The following is a 16,708-nucleotide window of genomic DNA, read 5'->3' on the forward strand; positions in this document are numbered from 1 at the left end:
CCCGTCCACCTTGCGCACACCTGAACTCATCACCGGTCCTCCGGTCCCGGGGTCCGGCGCTGCGACAGCAGTTCGGCCGCCGCCTCCTGATAGCGCAGCACCGCCTGCGTGGCGACCCGCAGATCGCACGGCGCGCTCCACAGCATCCGGCGCGCCGCGTCGTACCGCTCGATCAGCAGCGGGTCCTCGGCCAGACCGTGCCGGGCGACCTTCGCCTTGTACGCGTCGAGCCTGCCGCGCAGCTCCGCCCGCACGGCCAGCGGCGCCGTGACCGCGGTCAGCGACTCACGGGCCCGCAACAACTCCTCCTCGGCCTCCCGTTCCAGCGTCTCCAGGAGCGGGGAGAGCCGGTGCCACTGGGCATGCCTGCGGTACTCCGAAGCGGCGGCCAGCCGCTCCTGGAGCGCGGTCGCCGGACCGCTGACCGCGGGCACCTCGGAGGCGGCGATCTTCGCCAGTACTTCGCCGCGCGCCGACCGGGCCTCGGTCAGGGTCCGGTCCGCGCGGGAGAGGACGTCACGCAACTGGACCAGGCGCTGTTCGGCGTCCTGCCGGACCGCGAGCACCGCCTCGATCTCGCGGCGTACGTCGTCCAGGGCGCGGGCCGCCCGGTCGTAGCGCGTCGTGTCGGGGCGCCCGCCGCCGGGCGCCGAACTGCCGGGGCCCGACAGCCAGAAGGCCAGCGGATCGGAGATCACCTGCACCCGCAGCGTGGTCAGTTCATGGGTGATCGCCTCCAGATCGTCACCCGCCGGGTGCTCCCCGGGCCGTACGCCGACGGAGTGCGCCAGCGAGCGGGTGCGGTGCAGCTCGGCGGCGAGCAGATCTATCCGGGCGGGCAGCGCCGACCACACCGAGTCGGAGGCGACGACCATGTCCAGCGAGCGGGCGTACAGCTCGTTCATCCGGGCGACCAGCTCCTCCAGCGTGAACCGCTCGGAGAGCTTGGCCGGGCCGGTGACCGACGGATCGGGGCGGCCGGCCGCGTGCGCCACGGTGACCCCCTGGCCGCGCAGCAGCTCGGTGAGGGCCACCAGATCGTCCCGGTTGGGGTGGCGCCGGCGGGCCCGCACCGCGCGGGCCTCGGCCAGCGCCCCCGCGTAGGCGTCGAAATACCCCCACAGCAGCGTGATCGACTGCTCGGTGGAGGCCCAGCGTTCCTTGGTGACACCGGTCAGATCGGCGCCCTCCAGGAGCCGGCGGCCCGCGTGGTCCTGCAGGGCGAGGAGCGAGGTCTCGATCGCCTCGTGCTCCGCGCCCAGCCGGGCCAGCGCACGGTCCGCCTCGTCCCGGTCCATGACCGGGCCGGGGAGCCTCCCCGCGTGGCCGGGGAAGGGGCCCGCGACGCCCATCGATCACCTCTCCGCTCTTCCTGCCGGGACGGGCCCGGCGGGATCAGTGCCACTGCCTCGCCGACCGGGACCGCGCCGTCGCGCACCCCGGCCGGCCCGGCACTAGTTGCTCCGGTACTTGGGTGCCGGCGGCGCCGATATCCCCGGCAGACCGGCCTCCAGCCACTTCCGGTACGACTTCATCCAGCTACCACCACTGCGGTAGTCGACCAGCACCTGGTTGACCCGGGCCACCAGATCGTCCGCACCGCGCTTCGTCGCCACGCCGTAGTACTCGGTGGTGAACGGCTTGTCGCCCTTGAGCTCGACCGCCGGGTCCTGGGCGGCCTGGCCGGCCGCCAGCGCGTTGTCCGTGACGATCGCGTCGACCTCACCCAACTGGAGCCGCACCAGGCAGTCCAGCTGGTTGGGGACGGTGAGCTGGTCCTCGTCCGCGTCGGTGCCGTCGTGTTCGTCCTTGAAGACCGCGCCGAACGACTGCTTCTGCAGCGCCTCGTACGCGGTGGAGCCCTCGGCGGTGCAGACCCGCTTGCCGGCCAGGGACTTGTTGTACCCGGTGATCGACGAGTCCTTCGGCGCCAGGACCTGCTGCCCGGCCTGGAAGTAGGCGGTGGAGAACGAGACCTGCTTCAGCCGGGCGCAGTTGATCGTCATCGTCCGGACGACGACATCGACCTTCTCGTTCTCCAGGGCGGCGATCCGCTGGTTGGTGGGGATGGCCCGGAAGATCACCGCGTCGGGATCGCCCAGGATGTCCTTGGCGACGGCCCGCACCAGATCGATGTCGAAGCCTTCGAGCTCGCGGTTCTCCGGATTGCGGTAACCCCAGCTGAAGCTGTTCTGGTCGACGCCCGCGATCAGCTTTCCGCGCGCCTTGATCTTCGCGATGCTCGGGCCGTCGGCGCTCGACGGCGGCAGGCTCGCCTCCGGGTCCGTGCAGTCGCCGGACCGGGTCTGCACGGCCTGTGCCGTACCCGGTCCCGCGGTGTCCCCGACGAAGGCGTCGGCGCCGCCGCGGGAGAGCGGCAGCAGGGTGAGCGAGGCCGTCACCGCACAGGCCACGGCCATGGCCGTCACCCCGCCCCAGCCGCGCAGCCTGCCGCGGGCGGACCCAGGTCCCGTGCCGAGCTTCCCACCGGGCTCGCGGAGTCCGGGGCCTCCGCCTGTGCGCTTCCTGGTCATCGCTCCCCCTCTCACCGGTACTCCGAGAGCCTGCGGTTGACCCCGACGATCGCGGCGAGGGCACCCAGCGCGGCGAGTGCGGCGGCCCCGGCCGGAAGCCCGCCCAGCGCCCCGCGCCCGTTCTCCGCGGCCCGGCTGAACTGGCCCTGCTCATGGGCGAGCGCCTGCTTCAGCGCCTCGTCCACCCGGTTGAAGGACTCACCCGTCGAGTCCTTCGGCCCGATGATCTGCTTCAGCGCGCCCTCGTAGTCGCCGCTGTCGTCGGTCGTGCGGGCGGTCCGGTGGCGGCCCTGCCACTCGGAGACACCGTTGATGGCGTTCGCCACCGGCCCGCTCCCCTGGGAGTCGTCGGCGAGCTTCCTGGCTTTCCCCAGCTCTTCACCGAGGGCCTTTATGCCCGTGTTGTAGTCGGTCTCGTACTTGTCGTTCCTGCCGTCCGGGGTGAGCACCGCGCCGCGGGCGACGAGAGTGAGGTTCTCATTGGCGCGCGCCTTGAGCGAGTCGATCCGCGCGTGGTTGAGAACATCGAGTGACTGCTGTCCGTGCACATCGGCGCTGCGCAGTTCGGACCGTGCCACCGTGTGCCCCACCGCGAGCCACAGCAGCACCACGGTGGACGAGGCCGTCGCGACGAGCAGCCCGTGGTTGAAGACCCGGTTCGTCCGGCGGTAGTTGCGCCGCTGCGCCCAGAGCAGTCCGCCCAGTGTCACGACACCGAGCCCGAGCGAGAAGAACGGCCAGGCCCTGGCCGAATCGTTGTCCTGGCCCAGCCGGCCGGTCTCCGCCGTGTACAGCCGCTCGGCGGCCGGCAGCAGGACGCTGGTCATCTTCTGGTTCGCGTACCGGAGATAGGCACCGCCCAGCGGCAGGCCCTGCCGGTTGTTGGCACGGGCCCGCTCGATCAGCCCCGTGTACCGGGGGAGCTCCTCGTTGAGCGTGGTGATCTCGTGCCCGGACGTCGTCGAGGCGTCCGTGTTGGCCGCGGCCTTCACCAGCAGGCGGGAGGCCTCCTTGATGTCCTTGTCGTACCGGTCGTGGACAGCGCGCGGCTCCTGCGCCCCGGCCAGGAAGCCGCTCGCCGCCGCGGTGTCGGCGTCGGCCAGCGAGCGGTAGATGTCCGCAGCGTCGGCGCTCAGCGGCTGGCTGCGGCTCACCACGTCGTCGGCGGCGGCCGCCCGGTCGGCGATCTCGAAGGCCGTCACGGCCCCGAACGCGACGACGAGCAGGGCCAGTACGGCCCCGATGATCTGGAGCCTGCCCGGTTCGGTCGTCGCCGCGGCCCGGAGCCGTTCGGACGTCACGGACCAGGTGCCGCGCCGGGGCGGAACGGATGCGGTCGCGGGCGCGGGCGGTTGCGACCGCGCGTGGTCAGGCGCCGTGCGCACATTCGGCGGGTATGTCACTCGACCTCCCCCTCGGTCATGGACGGTGGCCCGGCCCCCGGCCGATCGGGGGACTGGTACCCGGCCAGAAGTATGGCCGCAGGGACCGACCTCCACACCAGGAACGCCTGGATCCTGCGTCGATCCACGGATACGTCCCTTCGCATTCGATCAAGGCCCGCGCCGCCGATCAAGCCGATCGGCGGATCAATCCCCTGAGCGGACCGAACTCCCCACCCATGAACACGTCCGGGACAACTGATCGGTTCCCTTGCACAAGGGGCGTCCGCGGCGCGAAACGCCGCGGACGCCCCTGGGAGGAGACGGGCCGGATCAGCTGTACTGCGCACGCAGCCTCTCGTGCACCGGGGAGCCCGCCCCGATGCGGTCCAGGCCGAGCAGCGCGGCGCCGAGCACCGGTGGCTCCGTCACCACCCGGACCACCGCCTTCGGGGCACGTACCGCGAGGAGTTCGGCGATCCTGCCGTCCAGCTGCGGGTGACGGGCCGCCAGCACCCCGCCGCCCAGTACCACCGGCGCCTCCTCGTCCAGCAGACCGAGCCGGCCCAGCGCGACCGACGCCATCGCGACGACCTCCTGCGCCAGCCGGTCCACCAGCGCGCCCGCCACCGGGTCACCGGCCGCCGCGGTCGCGAAGAGCACCGGAGCCAGCTCGTGCCGCCGTTCGAACTCGACGTGCCCCAGATGCAGCGCCTCGATCAGCGCGTACATCGAGCCGAGGCCGAAGTGTCCGGGCAGCGTGCGGGCCAGCTCGGTCGGCTCACCGCGGCCGTCCTCGGCCCGCGAGGCGAACCACATCGCCTCCTCGGCCAGCCCCGCACCGCCGCCCCAGTCACCGGATATCCGGCCTATGGCCGGGAAGCGCGCGGTCCGCCCGTCCGGCACCATGCCGACACAGTTGATCCCCGCGCCGCAGACGACGGCCACACCCCGCGGCTCGTCCACCCCCGCCCGCAGGATCGCGAAGGTGTCGTTGCGCACCTCGACCGTGGCACCCCAGCCACGCGCCCCCAGCGCCTCGGCCAACTGCTCCTCCTCCACCGGGAGGTCGGCGTTGGCGAGACAGGCCGAGACATGCGCGACGGCACCGGCCGGTACGCCGGACAGCTCCAGCGCCTGTCCGACGGCCGCGCCGAGAACGTCGACGGCCGCCTCGATCCCGACGACCGGCGGCTGGAAGCCACCGCCTCGGCCCGTCGACAGAATGGTCCCGTCCGCACCGATCAGGGCCACGTCGGTCTTGCTGTTCCCCGCGTCGATCGCGAGGACCGAAGCGTTCACGCCCACGCCAGGTGCTCCCGGTTGTGCGCGATCAGCTTGTCGGTGAGCGCCTCGGCGTACTCGAACTGACCGATCAGCGGGTGCGCGAGCAGTGCCTTGAACACCCGGTCCCGACCACCGCGCAGCGCCGCCTCCAGGGCGAGGTCCTCGTACGCCGTCACGTGGGCGATCAGACCGGCGTACAGCGGGTCCAGCTCCGGTACGGCGAGCGGTGTGGCACCCGTGCCGTCGACCCGGGCCTGCACCTCGATCACCGCGTCGTCCGGCAGGAACGGCAGCGTCCCCTTGTTGTGGGTGTTGACCACCTGCACCGGGGAACCGCCCGAGCCGAGCAGCGAGGACGCCAGGTCGACGGCCGCCTCGGAGTAGAAGGCGCCGCCGCGCTTGGCGAGCAGCGCGGGCTTCTCGTCCAGCGCCGGGTCGCCGTACATGGCGAGGAGTTCCTTCTCCATCGCGGCCACCTCGGCCGCCCGGGACGGCTTGGTGCCGAGTTCCCGTACGACCTCGTCGTGCGCGTAGAAGTAGCGCAGGTAGTACGAGGGGACGACGCCGAGCCGGTCGACGATCGCGCGCGGCATGCGCAGATCGCCCGCGATGGTGTCGCCGTGCTCGGCGAGCAGCTTCGGCAGGACGTTCTCGCCGTCCGGGCCGCCGAGGCGGACACCGAGCTCCCAGGTCAGGTGGTTGAGCCCGACGTGGTCGAGATGCACCTCGGCGGGCGTGACGTCGAGGAGCCGGGCGAACTTCCGTTGGAAGCCGATCGCCACGTTGCACAGGCCGACGGCCTTGTGCCCGGCCTGGAGCAGCGCCCGGGTGACGATGCCGACCGGGTTGGTGAAGTCGATGATCCAGGCGTTCGGATTGGTGCGGCGGACCCGCTCGGCGATGTCCAGGACGACCGGGACGGTGCGCAGCGCCTTGGCGAGACCACCGGCCCCGGTGGTCTCCTGGCCGACGCAGCCGCACTCCAGCGGCCAGGTCTCGTCCTGGTTGCGGGCGGCCTGGCCGCCGACGCGCAGCTGGAGCAGGACGGCGTCGGCGTCGGCGACGCCCGCGTCGAGGTCCGAGGTGGTGACGATCCGCCCCGGGTGGCCCTGCTTGGCGAAGATCCGCCGGGCGAGGCCGCCGACGAGTTCGAGGCGGTCGGCCGCCGGATCGACGAGCACGAGCTCCTCGATGGGCAGCGTGTCCCGCAGCCGGGCGAAGCCGTCGATCAGTTCAGGTGTGTAGGTGGACCCGCCACCAACTACTGCGAGCTTCATAGGTCAGCCCTTTACTCCGGTCAGTGTGACGCCCTCGACGAAAGCCTTCTGGGCGAAGAAGAAGACGAGGATCACGGGGGCCATGACCAGTACGGTCGCGGCCATGGTCAGGTTCCAGTCGGTGTGGTGCGCGCCCTTGAAGGACTCCAGGCCGTAACTGAGCGTCCAGGCGGCCGGGTTCTCGGAGGCGTAGATCTGCGGGCCGAAGTAGTCGTTCCAGGCGTAGAAGAACTGGAAGAGGGCGACAGCGGCGATGCCCGGCTTGGCCATCGGCACGACGACCTTCATCAGCGTGCGGAACTCACCGCAGCCGTCGACCTTCGCCGCGTCGAGGTACTCGTTCGGGATGGTCAGCAGGAACTGCCGCAGCAGGAAGATGGAGAACGCGTCGCCGAAGGCCATCGGGATGATCAGCGGCCAGAGCGTGCCGGACATGTCCAGCTGCTTCGCCCAGAACAGATACATCGGGATGACGACGACCTGCGGCGGCAGCATCATCATCGAGATGACGAGCATCAGCGACAGCTGCCGCCCCCGGAAGCGGAACTTGGCGAGCGCGTAGGCCACGGGCAGCGACGACACGACGGTGAGTACGGTGCCGAGCCCCGCGTACAGCAGGGTGTTCTTCCACCAGGTCAGAAAGCCCGGGGTGTCGAAGACCTTCTGGTAGTTGCTCCACTCGAAGGGGTGCGGCCACAGCTCGCGGGTCAGCGCCTGCTGGTCGCTCATCAGCGAGGTGAGCAGAAGGAAGACGAACGGCAGCACGAAGAAGAGCGCGGCCGCGACGCCGAGCGCGTGCACGGCGATCCAGTTCAGCAGCGCCTTGCGGCGTGCCGTGCGTTCGGCCGGGGTGGCCGGTTCGGCCGCCCGGTCGGCCGCCTTCAGGGTGTCGAGAGCCTGCGCCACGTCACTCACCTGCCTGGATCAGCCCGCTGCGGCGCCGCATCAGCAGTGCGGTGAACGCCATGGCGAGTACGAAGAGAACGAGCGCGACCACGCAGGCCGAGCCGTAGTCGAAGCGCTGGAAGCCGAGGTTGTAGACGAGCTGCGGGAGCGTCAGTGTCGACTTGTCGGGATAGCCTGGCTCGAACTGCTGCCCGGATCCCCCCATCACGCCCGAGGCGACCTTCCCGGCCACGAGTGGCTGGGTGTAGTACTGCATCGTCTGGATGATCCCGGTGACCACGGCGAACAACACGATCGGCGAGATGTTCGGCAGGGTGACGAAGCGGAACCGCTGGAACGAGGACGCCCCGTCCAGCTCCGCCGCCTCGTACTGCTCCTTGGGTACGTCGAGCAGCGCGGCCATGAAGATCACCATCAGGTCGCCCACCCCCCACACCGCGAGCGCGGTGAGTGCCGGCTTGGACCAGGTGGCGTCGGTGAACCAGCCCGGCGTGGGCAGCCCCAGATCGCCGAGGATCGAATTGACCGGACCCGTCCCCGGGTTGAGCAGGAAGACGAAGCCGAGGGTCGCCGCGACCGGCGGGGCCAGATACGGCAGGTAGAACAGGGTCCGGAAGACCCCGGTACCCGTCTTGATCTTGGTGATCAGCATCCCGACGCCGAGGCCGAACACCACCCGGCAGGTCACCATGACCACGACCAGCCAGAGCGTGTTGCGCAGCGCGGGCCAGAACAGCGGGTAGTCGTCGAAGACGTACGACCAGTTCTTCAGCCCGCTGAACTCCGGGGCCGCGAAACCGTCGTAGCTGGTGAAGGAGAAGTAGAGCGTGGAGATCAGCGGGTAGGCGAAGAAGACACAGAACCCGATCAGCCACGGCGACATGAAGGCCGCCGTCCGAAGGGCCGACCGGCGGCGCTTCGAGCGCAGTGTGTACGTGCTCATCGCTGTTCTACTTCGCCTGTGCGATGGCCGCGTCGATTTCCTTGGCGGTCTTCTCCAGACCCGCCTTGACGTCCGTCTGCTTGCCCTTCTCGATGTCGAATCCGAGGTTCTGCAGGGACACCAGGAACGCGCCGCCGTTCACCGAGGGCGGGGTGGTGGTGCTGTTCGGGTTCGCGGCGATGTCCAGGAAGGTCTTGAACCGCGGGTCGTACTTCAGCTTCGGCGACTTCAGCGCCTCCAGCGTGGACGGCACATTGTGAATGGCGTTGGCGAAGCCGACCACCGCGTCGGTGTCGGTCGTCATGAACTTCACCAGCTCCCACGCCGCGTTCTGCTTCTGCGAGGTGGCGGCGATGCCGGCGATGGTGCCGGTCAGATAACCCTTGCCGTAGGTGTCGGCCTCGTCGTCGGCGACGGGCATCGGGGCGACCCCGATCTCGAACTTCGGCTTGGTCTCCTCGGCCATCCCGAGCCGCCACTCGCCGTCCAGCTGCATGGCCACCTGACCGGTGTGGAACGGGTGCTTGGCGCCCCACTCGTCACCGAACGCCGTACGGTACTTCTCCAGCTTCTCGTAGCCGCCCAGGTCGTCGACCAGCTTCTTCTGGGCGGTGAGCATGGTGGCGAACGCCGGGTCCTTGGCGATGTTCGACTTGCCGTCCGCGTCGAAGTACTCCGGGTCCCAGCTGCCGAGGTAGTGCTCGGTCGTCGTCTCGTAGCCGTGGTAGTTCGGCATGAAGCCGAGCTGCTCGTACGAGTCGCCCTTGGTCTTCGTCAGCTTCTTGGCGTCCGCGGCCAACTCCGACCAGGTTTTCGGCGGGTTGCTGATGCCGGCGGCCTCGAACGCGTCCTTGTTGTAGTAGAGGCCGTACGCGTCACCGAGCAACGGCACGGTGCAGCGCACCCCGTCGAACTGCGTGTACTCGTTCATCGCCTTCGGGAAGGTCTTGTCCGGGTCGATCCCGTCCTTCTTCAGGAAGGGGTTCAGATCGACGAACGCCTTCGACGAGCAGAACTTGCCGACATTGTTCGTGGTGAACGACGAGATGACGTCCGGGGCGTTCGAACCGCCCGCCCGCAGCGCCTGGTTGATCTTGTCGTCGGTCATATTGCCGACGATCTTCACATGGATGTTGGGGTGCGCCTTCGTGAAGGCGTCGACCGTGGCCTTGATTCCCGCGACCTCGTTCGGGGCGCTCCAGCCGTGCCAGAAGTTGATGGTCGTGTCCTTGGACGCGTCATCACTGGCACCGGAGTTGCTCTGGCCCGTACAGGCGGAGGCGAACAGCGATAGCGCGGCGGCCGTGGCGAGCGCGGCGGCCGACTTCCGGCGGTTTCCGGACATGGCGGTGTCTCCCGATGAAGGTGGGGAAGGAGCAGGGCGAGAGGGAAGGAAGTGGTGGAAAAGGGGTCAGCGCGACGTGTCGAAGACTTCGTCACGGGTGGTGGCGAGCGCGCTCTCCAGTGCGCCGCGCAGTACGGGGCGGCGCGTCACCTCACCGGTGATCAGCCGGGGCCGGGAGGCGGCCAGCTCGACGAGTTCCGACTCGACCCGCCCGCGCAGCTGTTCCCCGCCGGCCGCGAGCAGCTCGCCGGACAGCACGACGAGTTCCGGGTCCAGCACGGCGATCATGGAGGCGAGGCCGGTCGCGAGTCCGGTGGCGAACAGATCCAGCAGCCGGGGGTACGGGCCGTCCTCGCCCGACTCCGCGGCTTCGGCGGCCCGGGTGACGAGCCGGGCCGCGACCTCGTGATGCGTGCCCGAGCCCCGGCTCAGCTCGTCGTCGATGCCGAGCTCCCGGGCCAGCCGGGACAGCACCTGGGCGCCCGCCAGCTCCTGGAACCCGCCCGCGTTCACCTTGGTGACCTGGCGGACCAGCGGGGCTCCCGGCACCGGGAGGAAGCCGACCTCGCCGGCGCCGCCGGTGAAACCGCGGTGCAGCCGCCCGTTGATGACGAGGGCGGCACCGAGCCCCTCCTCGTTCCACAACAGGACGAAGTCGTCGTGCCCGCGCGCCGCGCCGCGCCGTTGTTCGGCCACCGCGACCAGGTTCACGTCGTTCTCGTACTCGACCGGCATCGGCAGGAAGGCCGCCAGCTCGTCCAGCAGCGTGGGGGAGTGCCAGCCGGGCAGGTGCGAGGCGTAGCGCAGCCGCCCGGTACCGGGGTCGAAGGCGCCCGGGGTGCCGATGACGACCCGGTGCACATCGGAGCGGGTGAGTCCGGCGTCCTTGACCGCCCCGTCCAGCGCGTCCGCCACCTGTCGCACCACGGAGTCGGCGCGCCGCCCCGGGGTGCGCAGCTCGAACTCCCCGACCGTCTCTCCGGTCACATCGGCGACGGCGGCCACGATCCGGTGGGCGCTGACGTCCAGCCCCGCGACATGGGCGGCCCGCGCGTTCACCGCGTACAGCTGGGCGTTGGGCCCCGGCCGTCCCGCCACGGTCCCGGTCGCGACGACCAGGCCGGCCGCCTCCAGCCGCGCCAGCAGCTGCGACGCGGTGGGCTTGGAGAGCCCGGTCAGCTTCCCGATCCTGGTCCGGGACAGGGGCCCGTGCTCCAGCAGCAGATCGAGGGCGGCCCGGTCGTTCATGGCCCGCAGAACGCGGGGGGTACCCGGTGTGGTTCCGGCCATGAGCACTGCACCTGCCCTCTGTTAGGAAAGTTTCCTATTCGGTGAGAGGACGGTATGCGCACGTCACCGGGCCGTCAATGGGCAGCGCTCCGGTGGCTACCAAAGCGTTACCCGAGCGGCGTGCGGAATACGGGGATCCTTCCCGGCGCCTTCCCAACCAGGGTATGGGGGAACCGAGTTGCGGTCACGCCGCCTCGCTCACGGACATACGGACGAGGGGCACCCCGCAGACCTCGCGGGGTGCCCCTCACTCGCCCGGCCGAACGCGCACGGCCCGGCCGGTCCTACTTCGAGATGTTCGGCGGCGGGATCGGAGTCGTGGCCAGGGACTGCGGCGAGGTCGCCGAAGCGTACGCGGACGGGGCCGCCATCGCGGCCGTCGGGTCGGCCGCGGAGGGCTCGTCCGCCGGGGCCGGGACGCCGGCCATCCGGATGCCCGCCTCGTCGAAGGCCCGCTTGATCCGCCAGCGCAACTCGCGCTCCACGCCCAGCGCCTTGCCCGGCATCGTCTTCGCGGTCAGCCGGACCGTCATCGAGTCCAGGAGCACGGAGTCCAGGCCCAGGATCTCCACGGGGCCCCACAGCCGCTCGTTCCACGGGTCCTCCTTGGCCATCGCCGCGGCGGCCTCGTCGATGACCGTACGGACCCTGTCGAGGTCCTCCGTGGGGCGCACCGTCACATCGACGCCCGCCGTCGACCAGCCCTGGCTCAGGTTGCCGATCCGCTTCACCTCGCCGTTGCGGACGTACCAGATCTCACCGTTGTCGCCGCGCAGCTTGGTGACCCGCAGCCCGACCTCGATGACCTCGCCGGAGGCGACGCCCGCGTCGACGGTGTCGCCCACGCCGTACTGGTCCTCCAGGATCATGAAGACACCGGAGAGGAAGTCGGTGACCAGGTTGCGCGCACCGAAACCGAGCGCCACACCGGCCACACCGGCGGAGGCGAGCAGCGGCGCCAGATTGATCTGGAACGCGCCCAGGATCATCAGGGCGGCCGTGCCGAGGATCAGGAACGACGCGACGGAGCGGAGTACGGAACCGATCGCCTCGGAGCGCTGACGGCGGCGTTCCGCATTGACCAGCAGCCCGCCCAGCGCGGTGCCCTCCACCGCCTGGGCGCTGCGGTTCATCCGGTCGATGAGCTTGGTGAGAGCACGGCGGATCGCGATGCGCAACACGACCGCGACCGCGGCGATGAGCACGATGCGCAGACCGGTGCTCAGCCAGGTGGACCAGTTCTCCTCCACCCAGCCCGCGGCGTTCCCGGCCTGCTCGGCGGCCTCGTCCAACGAGGTCCCGGCCCCGGGTGACGGAGCTGCGGCCAACAGGGCGGACAGGGACACGGTGGAACCTCCAGGTGGACGACGGCGGCCCGACCACACTAACGGGGCATCGGGAGTGCTCCATTGCCGTGATCAAGGGGAGAGACACGCTCAGGAAGGGGAAACGGGAGAGGAGAAGAGGTAAAGGGACCGGGCCCGTACGGGTGGTGTGTGGCCGATCGCACATCGGGCCGGGGCCGCCCCGACCGGGGCCCCGAAGCGCCTGCTGGGCCGGGCGAAGGCGGTGCGGGCGACGGCGAGCGGGAAAAATCCTCCCGGCCCGTTACCCGTACGTGGTGGCGCTTCGACCAGGCGTGAGGAGAAACTGAGATCGGATCGTCCCGGCGCGAGCCACGCGCCGCCGGCGTACAAGGAGGCATCCACCGTGCCGCATGTCCTGGTTCTCAACGCGTCGTACGAGCCGCTCGGCGTCGTACCGCTCCGCCGCGCGCTCGTCCTCGTGCTCGAAAACAAGGCCATCTGTCTTGAGGAGTCGGGCGCCTTCATGCACAGTGCCACCCGGGCCGTTCCGGCCCCCAGCGTCGTCCGCCTGAAGCGGTTCGTACGGGTTCCCTACCGGGGGCCCGTACCGCTGACCCGCAGGGCGCTGTTCGCCCGGGACGGGGGGCGCTGCATGTACTGCGGCGCCGCCGCGACCAGTGTCGACCACGTCATTCCGCGCAGTCGCGGCGGACAGCACGCCTGGGACAACGTGGTGGCGGCCTGCCGCCGCTGCAATCACGTCAAGGCGGACCGGCACCTGCCGGAGCTCGGCTGGCGGCTGCACCAGCAGCCCGCCCCGCCGACGGGCCTCGCCTGGCGCATCATCGGGACGGGACATCGCGACCCGCGCTGGTTGCCGTACTTGCAACCCTTCGGCGCGGACGACGCCATGGCCCGGATCGACGGCATTTCAGCCTGAGAGATCCGGGCCTCTGTCGTCCCCGGGGCCGTACCGGGGCCTTCGGGGACGACAGAGCCGGGCCCGGGACCTTCGGGGACGGACGTGCGCCGCCGGGGCGGTCACGACCCGGTGCGCGACGGCGAGCGGGCTCCCGACGCCCTGCGGCTGCGCCTCGGACGCGAAGCCGCGTGATGCCGCTCGCCGGTCCGCTCCCTGTCGTGTGCCGGGGCGTTACTCCGTCGCGGCGACGGCGTACGCCTGAACCGACCAGAGGGAGTAGCCGAACTCGGTGGCCCGGCCGTCGCCCTGGATCCTGAGGTAGCGGGTGTCCTTCGCGTCCATCCGGACCGACTCGCGCCCGCCCCGCCCGTCGCGCACGGTCGCCGCCGTGCGCCAGTTGCGGCCGTCCGCGGAGACCTGGACGCGGTAGCGGGAGGCGTACGCGTCCTGCCAGTGCAGCACCACCTGGCCGATCCGGGCCGGCTGCGGGAGTTCCGCCTGCCACCAGGCGCCGTCCTCGACCGGTGAGGACCAGCGGGTCTCCGGATCGCCGTCGGAGGCGGCCGACGCCGGGAAGTCCGGGGTCTCGTCGCCGGAGGAGGAGGCGGTGGCGGTGCGCACCAGGTCGGGGCCCGCCGTGCGCGGGTACGCCCGGACGGTGAGCGTGCTGCGCTCGTCGCCGAAGCTGAACGGCACCTCGTACTCACCGGCCGGGGTGCCCGCGGGGACCGTGATCTCGACGGGAACATCGGTACGGGAACCACGCGGCACCCTCGTCTGCTTCGGCACGCTCACCTCGATGCCCTCGGGCGCCCGCGCGGTGAGCGCGCCGCGCACCTCGGCGGGGCGCCGGGCCGCCAGCCGCGCCTCGACCCGCTGCGGTTCGCCACCGATCTCGGCGTCCGTCTCGTCGCGCGCCAGGTCGAGCCGGGCGGCGGGCTCGTCGCCGAACCACGGCACGAGCGCGCGCACCCGCGGGATCCGGGCCGACGCGTTCCCCGGAGCGCCGGCTCCCGTCCGGCCTCCCGGGACGAACGGCGACCTCGGGCCCGTGAGCACCGACGGCGCGGACGGGCCGTCGGTGCTCACGGGCCGGCTGATCCGGATCGCGTCGGCCCGCAGCCCCCTGGCCGGCGTCTGGGTCCAGCCGGTCGCCGACAGCGTGCCGAGGCGGCGCCAGCCCTCGCCGGGCACATGGGCCTCCAGCGTCGCACCGGCCGCCGAGCCGCCGGGCACGGTCATCGCCGTCACGGTCTCCACCGGGCGCGACCGGTTCAGCCGGACCGTGTGGCTGCCCGGGGCCTCGGTCACCGTACCGACGTCACGGTCCGCGCCCGTCCAGGCGTCCGCCTCCTTGCGCACCCGGTCCAGGAACGGGCCCAGCACGCCCTCGCCGACCGTCGCACCGCTCGCCTTCGTGGCCCCGCGCACCGGCTCCAGCGCCAGCGACGCCCGCCACGCGGAGGCACCGTCACCGCGCGACTGGGCCTCCAGCAGGTCGACGGCCAGTTCGCCCGCGCGGCCGTACCGGGACAACTGCTCCGTCCACGGCCGCACCTCGGCGTCGAGGCGGCCGTCGCCCAGCCCCTTCAGCCGCTGCGGGGTCTCCCGCATCACGGTGAAGGCCTCGCGCAGCGCGCGCGCCGCATCGGCCCGCGCCGTGGCGTCGGTCGTCGCACGGGACTTCCAGAACGCGGCCAGCAGCGGCCGCAGATACGCCGACTCGTCACCGCCCAGGACGGACGTCGCGCTGTTCCCGGCCAGCGCGCGCAGCGCGTCCCGGGTGCGGGCGTCGCCGCCCGCCAGATCGTCGATCGCCGCCTGCCAGGATTCCCGCGGCCGGTAGCCCTGCGGGTTCCAGGCGAAGTCGGCGGCGGTGAACAGCGGAATGCGGGACGCGGACGACTGTTCCATCGCATTGGCCAGCAGTGCCGCGGAACCCGCCGCCACCGCCGGGTCCCGGCCGGTGTACGGGCCGAGGAAGATGCGGTCCTGCGCGTAGTCGTTGACCGGGTAGTTGTCCATCGTGACCAGCGGATGCCGGAACGCGGCACGGGCACCGGCCAGTTCCGCGCCGGTGATGGTCCGCGGCACGACCCCGACACCGGTCCAGGCGACCTGGACCCGGTCGTCCAGCTCCTTGGCGAGCGCCGTGCGGTAGTCGGTCGCCCCGTCCTGGTAGAACTCCGTCGGCATCACCGACAGCGGCTCCGCCCCCGGATGACGGTCCGCGAGATGCCGCGCCACCTCGCTCGCCACCCGCGCCTGCGCGCGGGCCGCCGCCTCGGGGCCGCTGCCGAAGGCGTCGGCGTCGCCGTCGCAGTGCCACTCGCTGTAGCTGACGTCCTGGAACTGCAGCTGGAATGCGCGCACGCCCAGTGCCCACATCGCGTCGAGCTTTCGCGTCAGCGCCCTGACGTCGTCGTCGGACGACATGCACATGGCCTGGCCGGGGGCGACGGCCCAGCCGAGCGTCACGTGCTCGGCGCGGGCCCGCTCGGCCAGCGCCCGGAAGTCGGCGCGCCGGTCGGCGGGGTACGGGTCGCGCCAGCGGGCCTGCCGGTACGGGTCGTCGCCCGCCGCGTACAGATACCTGTTCTGCTTCGTACGCCCCATGAAGCCGATCTGCGCCAGCCGTTCCGCCCGGGTCCACGGCTGCCCGTAGAAGCCCTCGGTCATCCCGCGGACGGCGGTGCCGGGCCAGTCCCTGACGGTGACCCCGGCGACGTCTCCGTCCCGGATCAGCTGACGCAGCGTCTGCACGCCGTGGAAGAGACCGTCCTCGCCGACGCCGTCCACGGCGACCGTGTCCCGGCCCGCGAACCGGCCGACCGCGAGGCGGTAGCCGCCGGAGGGCAGATCCCCGCGCTCAGGAGCGTGCAGCGTGCGCAGGGCGTCCCGGGCGCCGTCGGCGCCGAGCCGGATGACGGGGCCGCGGCCCGGCAACGCCTCGTGGACGGTGCGTACGCCCGCGTCCCGCAGGACCTGACGCAGCGTGTCCACGGCGTACGGATCGGCGTGCGCGTCGGCCACGAGCGTGACCTCGCCGGCGAGCGGCACGGACGGCCCGGACGCCTTGATGGACCGGGGCCGGGGCCACACCGGGGGCACGGCGCCGTCGTCGGCGCGGTCGGGAGTGGTGATGGTGGGGGAGCCGGGCGCCGAAGGGGCCGCGACGGCCGCCGGAGCGCCCGCGGAGAGCAGACCGCCGAGCACGGCGACCGCGACGGCCGTTGCCTGCTTTCCGCGCCTGAGCCGCATCGCTCTTCTCCCTCGCTTTCGCCGCATGGGCTCCGAGCCCACCACCCGCGCGCGAGGGTGTCAATGCGGGTGGTTGTTGTGCCGTAAATGCCCGATGAGGCAGGTGGGGTGAGGGATGGCCGAGAGTCGGCGGCGACGCCAAAGATGACGCCGAATGGCCGAAAAGAGCGGACAACTTAGACCGACCGGCAAATGGGGGGTGGAAGAAGGAGCGGGGCTGGGTGCGTGCAGTTGCAAGGCGGAGGATTGAGGCA

The 16,708-nt window shown here is 71.4% G+C and carries 12 protein-coding genes; 1 reads left to right on the forward strand and 11 read right to left on the reverse strand.

Annotated elements, in window-relative coordinates; genetic code table 11:
* Positions 1-29: 29 nt before the first annotated feature.
* From ACZ68L_RS09215 to ACZ68L_RS09260, 10 genes are all read right to left on the reverse strand, one after another.
* The gene (locus tag ACZ68L_RS09215; protein ID WP_469575509.1) at positions 30-1,352 is read right to left on the reverse strand and encodes a hypothetical protein; all 1,323 of its coding nucleotides are present in this window, start codon (positions 1,350-1,352) and stop codon (positions 30-32) included.
* Positions 1,353-1,454: 102 nt separating this feature from the next.
* A complete protein-coding gene (locus tag ACZ68L_RS09220; RefSeq protein ID WP_469575510.1) occupies positions 1,455-2,534 on the reverse strand; it encodes a glutamate ABC transporter substrate-binding protein in 1,080 nt (359 codons plus the stop codon).
* An 11-nt stretch (positions 2,535-2,545) separates the two neighbouring features.
* Entirely contained in the window at positions 2,546-3,937 is a 1,392-nt protein-coding gene (locus tag ACZ68L_RS09225; RefSeq protein ID WP_469575511.1) for a hypothetical protein, read from the reverse strand.
* Between the two features lie 312 nt (positions 3,938-4,249).
* Complete coding sequence (locus ACZ68L_RS09230; RefSeq protein ID WP_469575512.1) at positions 4,250-5,224, reverse strand: N-acetylglucosamine kinase; 975 nt, start codon at positions 5,222-5,224, stop codon at positions 4,250-4,252.
* Positions 5,215-6,480: a 6-phospho-beta-glucosidase gene (locus ACZ68L_RS09235; protein WP_469575514.1), complete on the reverse strand. Its 1,266-nt coding sequence runs from the start codon at positions 6,478-6,480 to the stop codon at positions 5,215-5,217. The genes ACZ68L_RS09230 and ACZ68L_RS09235 overlap by 10 nt, the downstream gene beginning before the upstream one ends.
* Before the next feature lie 3 nt (positions 6,481-6,483).
* Complete coding sequence (locus ACZ68L_RS09240) at positions 6,484-7,386, reverse strand: carbohydrate ABC transporter permease (RefSeq protein WP_469575516.1); 903 nt, start codon at positions 7,384-7,386, stop codon at positions 6,484-6,486.
* Position 7,387: 1 nt separating this feature from the next.
* Complete coding sequence (locus ACZ68L_RS09245) at positions 7,388-8,329, reverse strand: carbohydrate ABC transporter permease (RefSeq protein WP_469575517.1); 942 nt, start codon at positions 8,327-8,329, stop codon at positions 7,388-7,390.
* A 7-nt stretch (positions 8,330-8,336) separates the two neighbouring features.
* A complete protein-coding gene (locus ACZ68L_RS09250) occupies positions 8,337-9,674 on the reverse strand; it encodes an ABC transporter substrate-binding protein (protein ID WP_469575519.1) in 1,338 nt (445 codons plus the stop codon).
* A 66-nt stretch (positions 9,675-9,740) separates the two neighbouring features.
* Positions 9,741-10,964 (reverse strand): ROK family transcriptional regulator, encoded by a 1,224-nt coding sequence (locus tag ACZ68L_RS09255; RefSeq protein WP_469575520.1) that lies wholly within the window; start codon positions 10,962-10,964, stop codon positions 9,741-9,743.
* Positions 10,965-11,248: 284 nt separating this feature from the next.
* Entirely contained in the window at positions 11,249-12,310 is a 1,062-nt protein-coding gene (locus ACZ68L_RS09260; RefSeq protein WP_469575522.1) for a mechanosensitive ion channel family protein, read from the reverse strand.
* A gap of 364 nt (positions 12,311-12,674) precedes the next feature.
* Between ACZ68L_RS09260 and ACZ68L_RS09265 the strand changes: the two genes are divergently transcribed.
* On the forward strand, positions 12,675-13,211 hold the full coding sequence (locus ACZ68L_RS09265; RefSeq protein WP_018552807.1) for an HNH endonuclease: 537 nt from the start codon (positions 12,675-12,677) through the stop codon (positions 13,209-13,211).
* Positions 13,212-13,424: 213 nt separating this feature from the next.
* Here ACZ68L_RS09265 and ACZ68L_RS09270 read toward each other — a convergent pair whose 3' ends face one another.
* A complete protein-coding gene (locus ACZ68L_RS09270) occupies positions 13,425-16,454 on the reverse strand; it encodes a beta-N-acetylglucosaminidase domain-containing protein (protein ID WP_469575524.1) in 3,030 nt (1,009 codons plus the stop codon).
* Positions 16,455-16,708: the final 254 nt, after the last annotated feature.

The sequence above is a fragment of the Streptomyces sp. NPDC104309 genome (assembly GCF_055584025.1).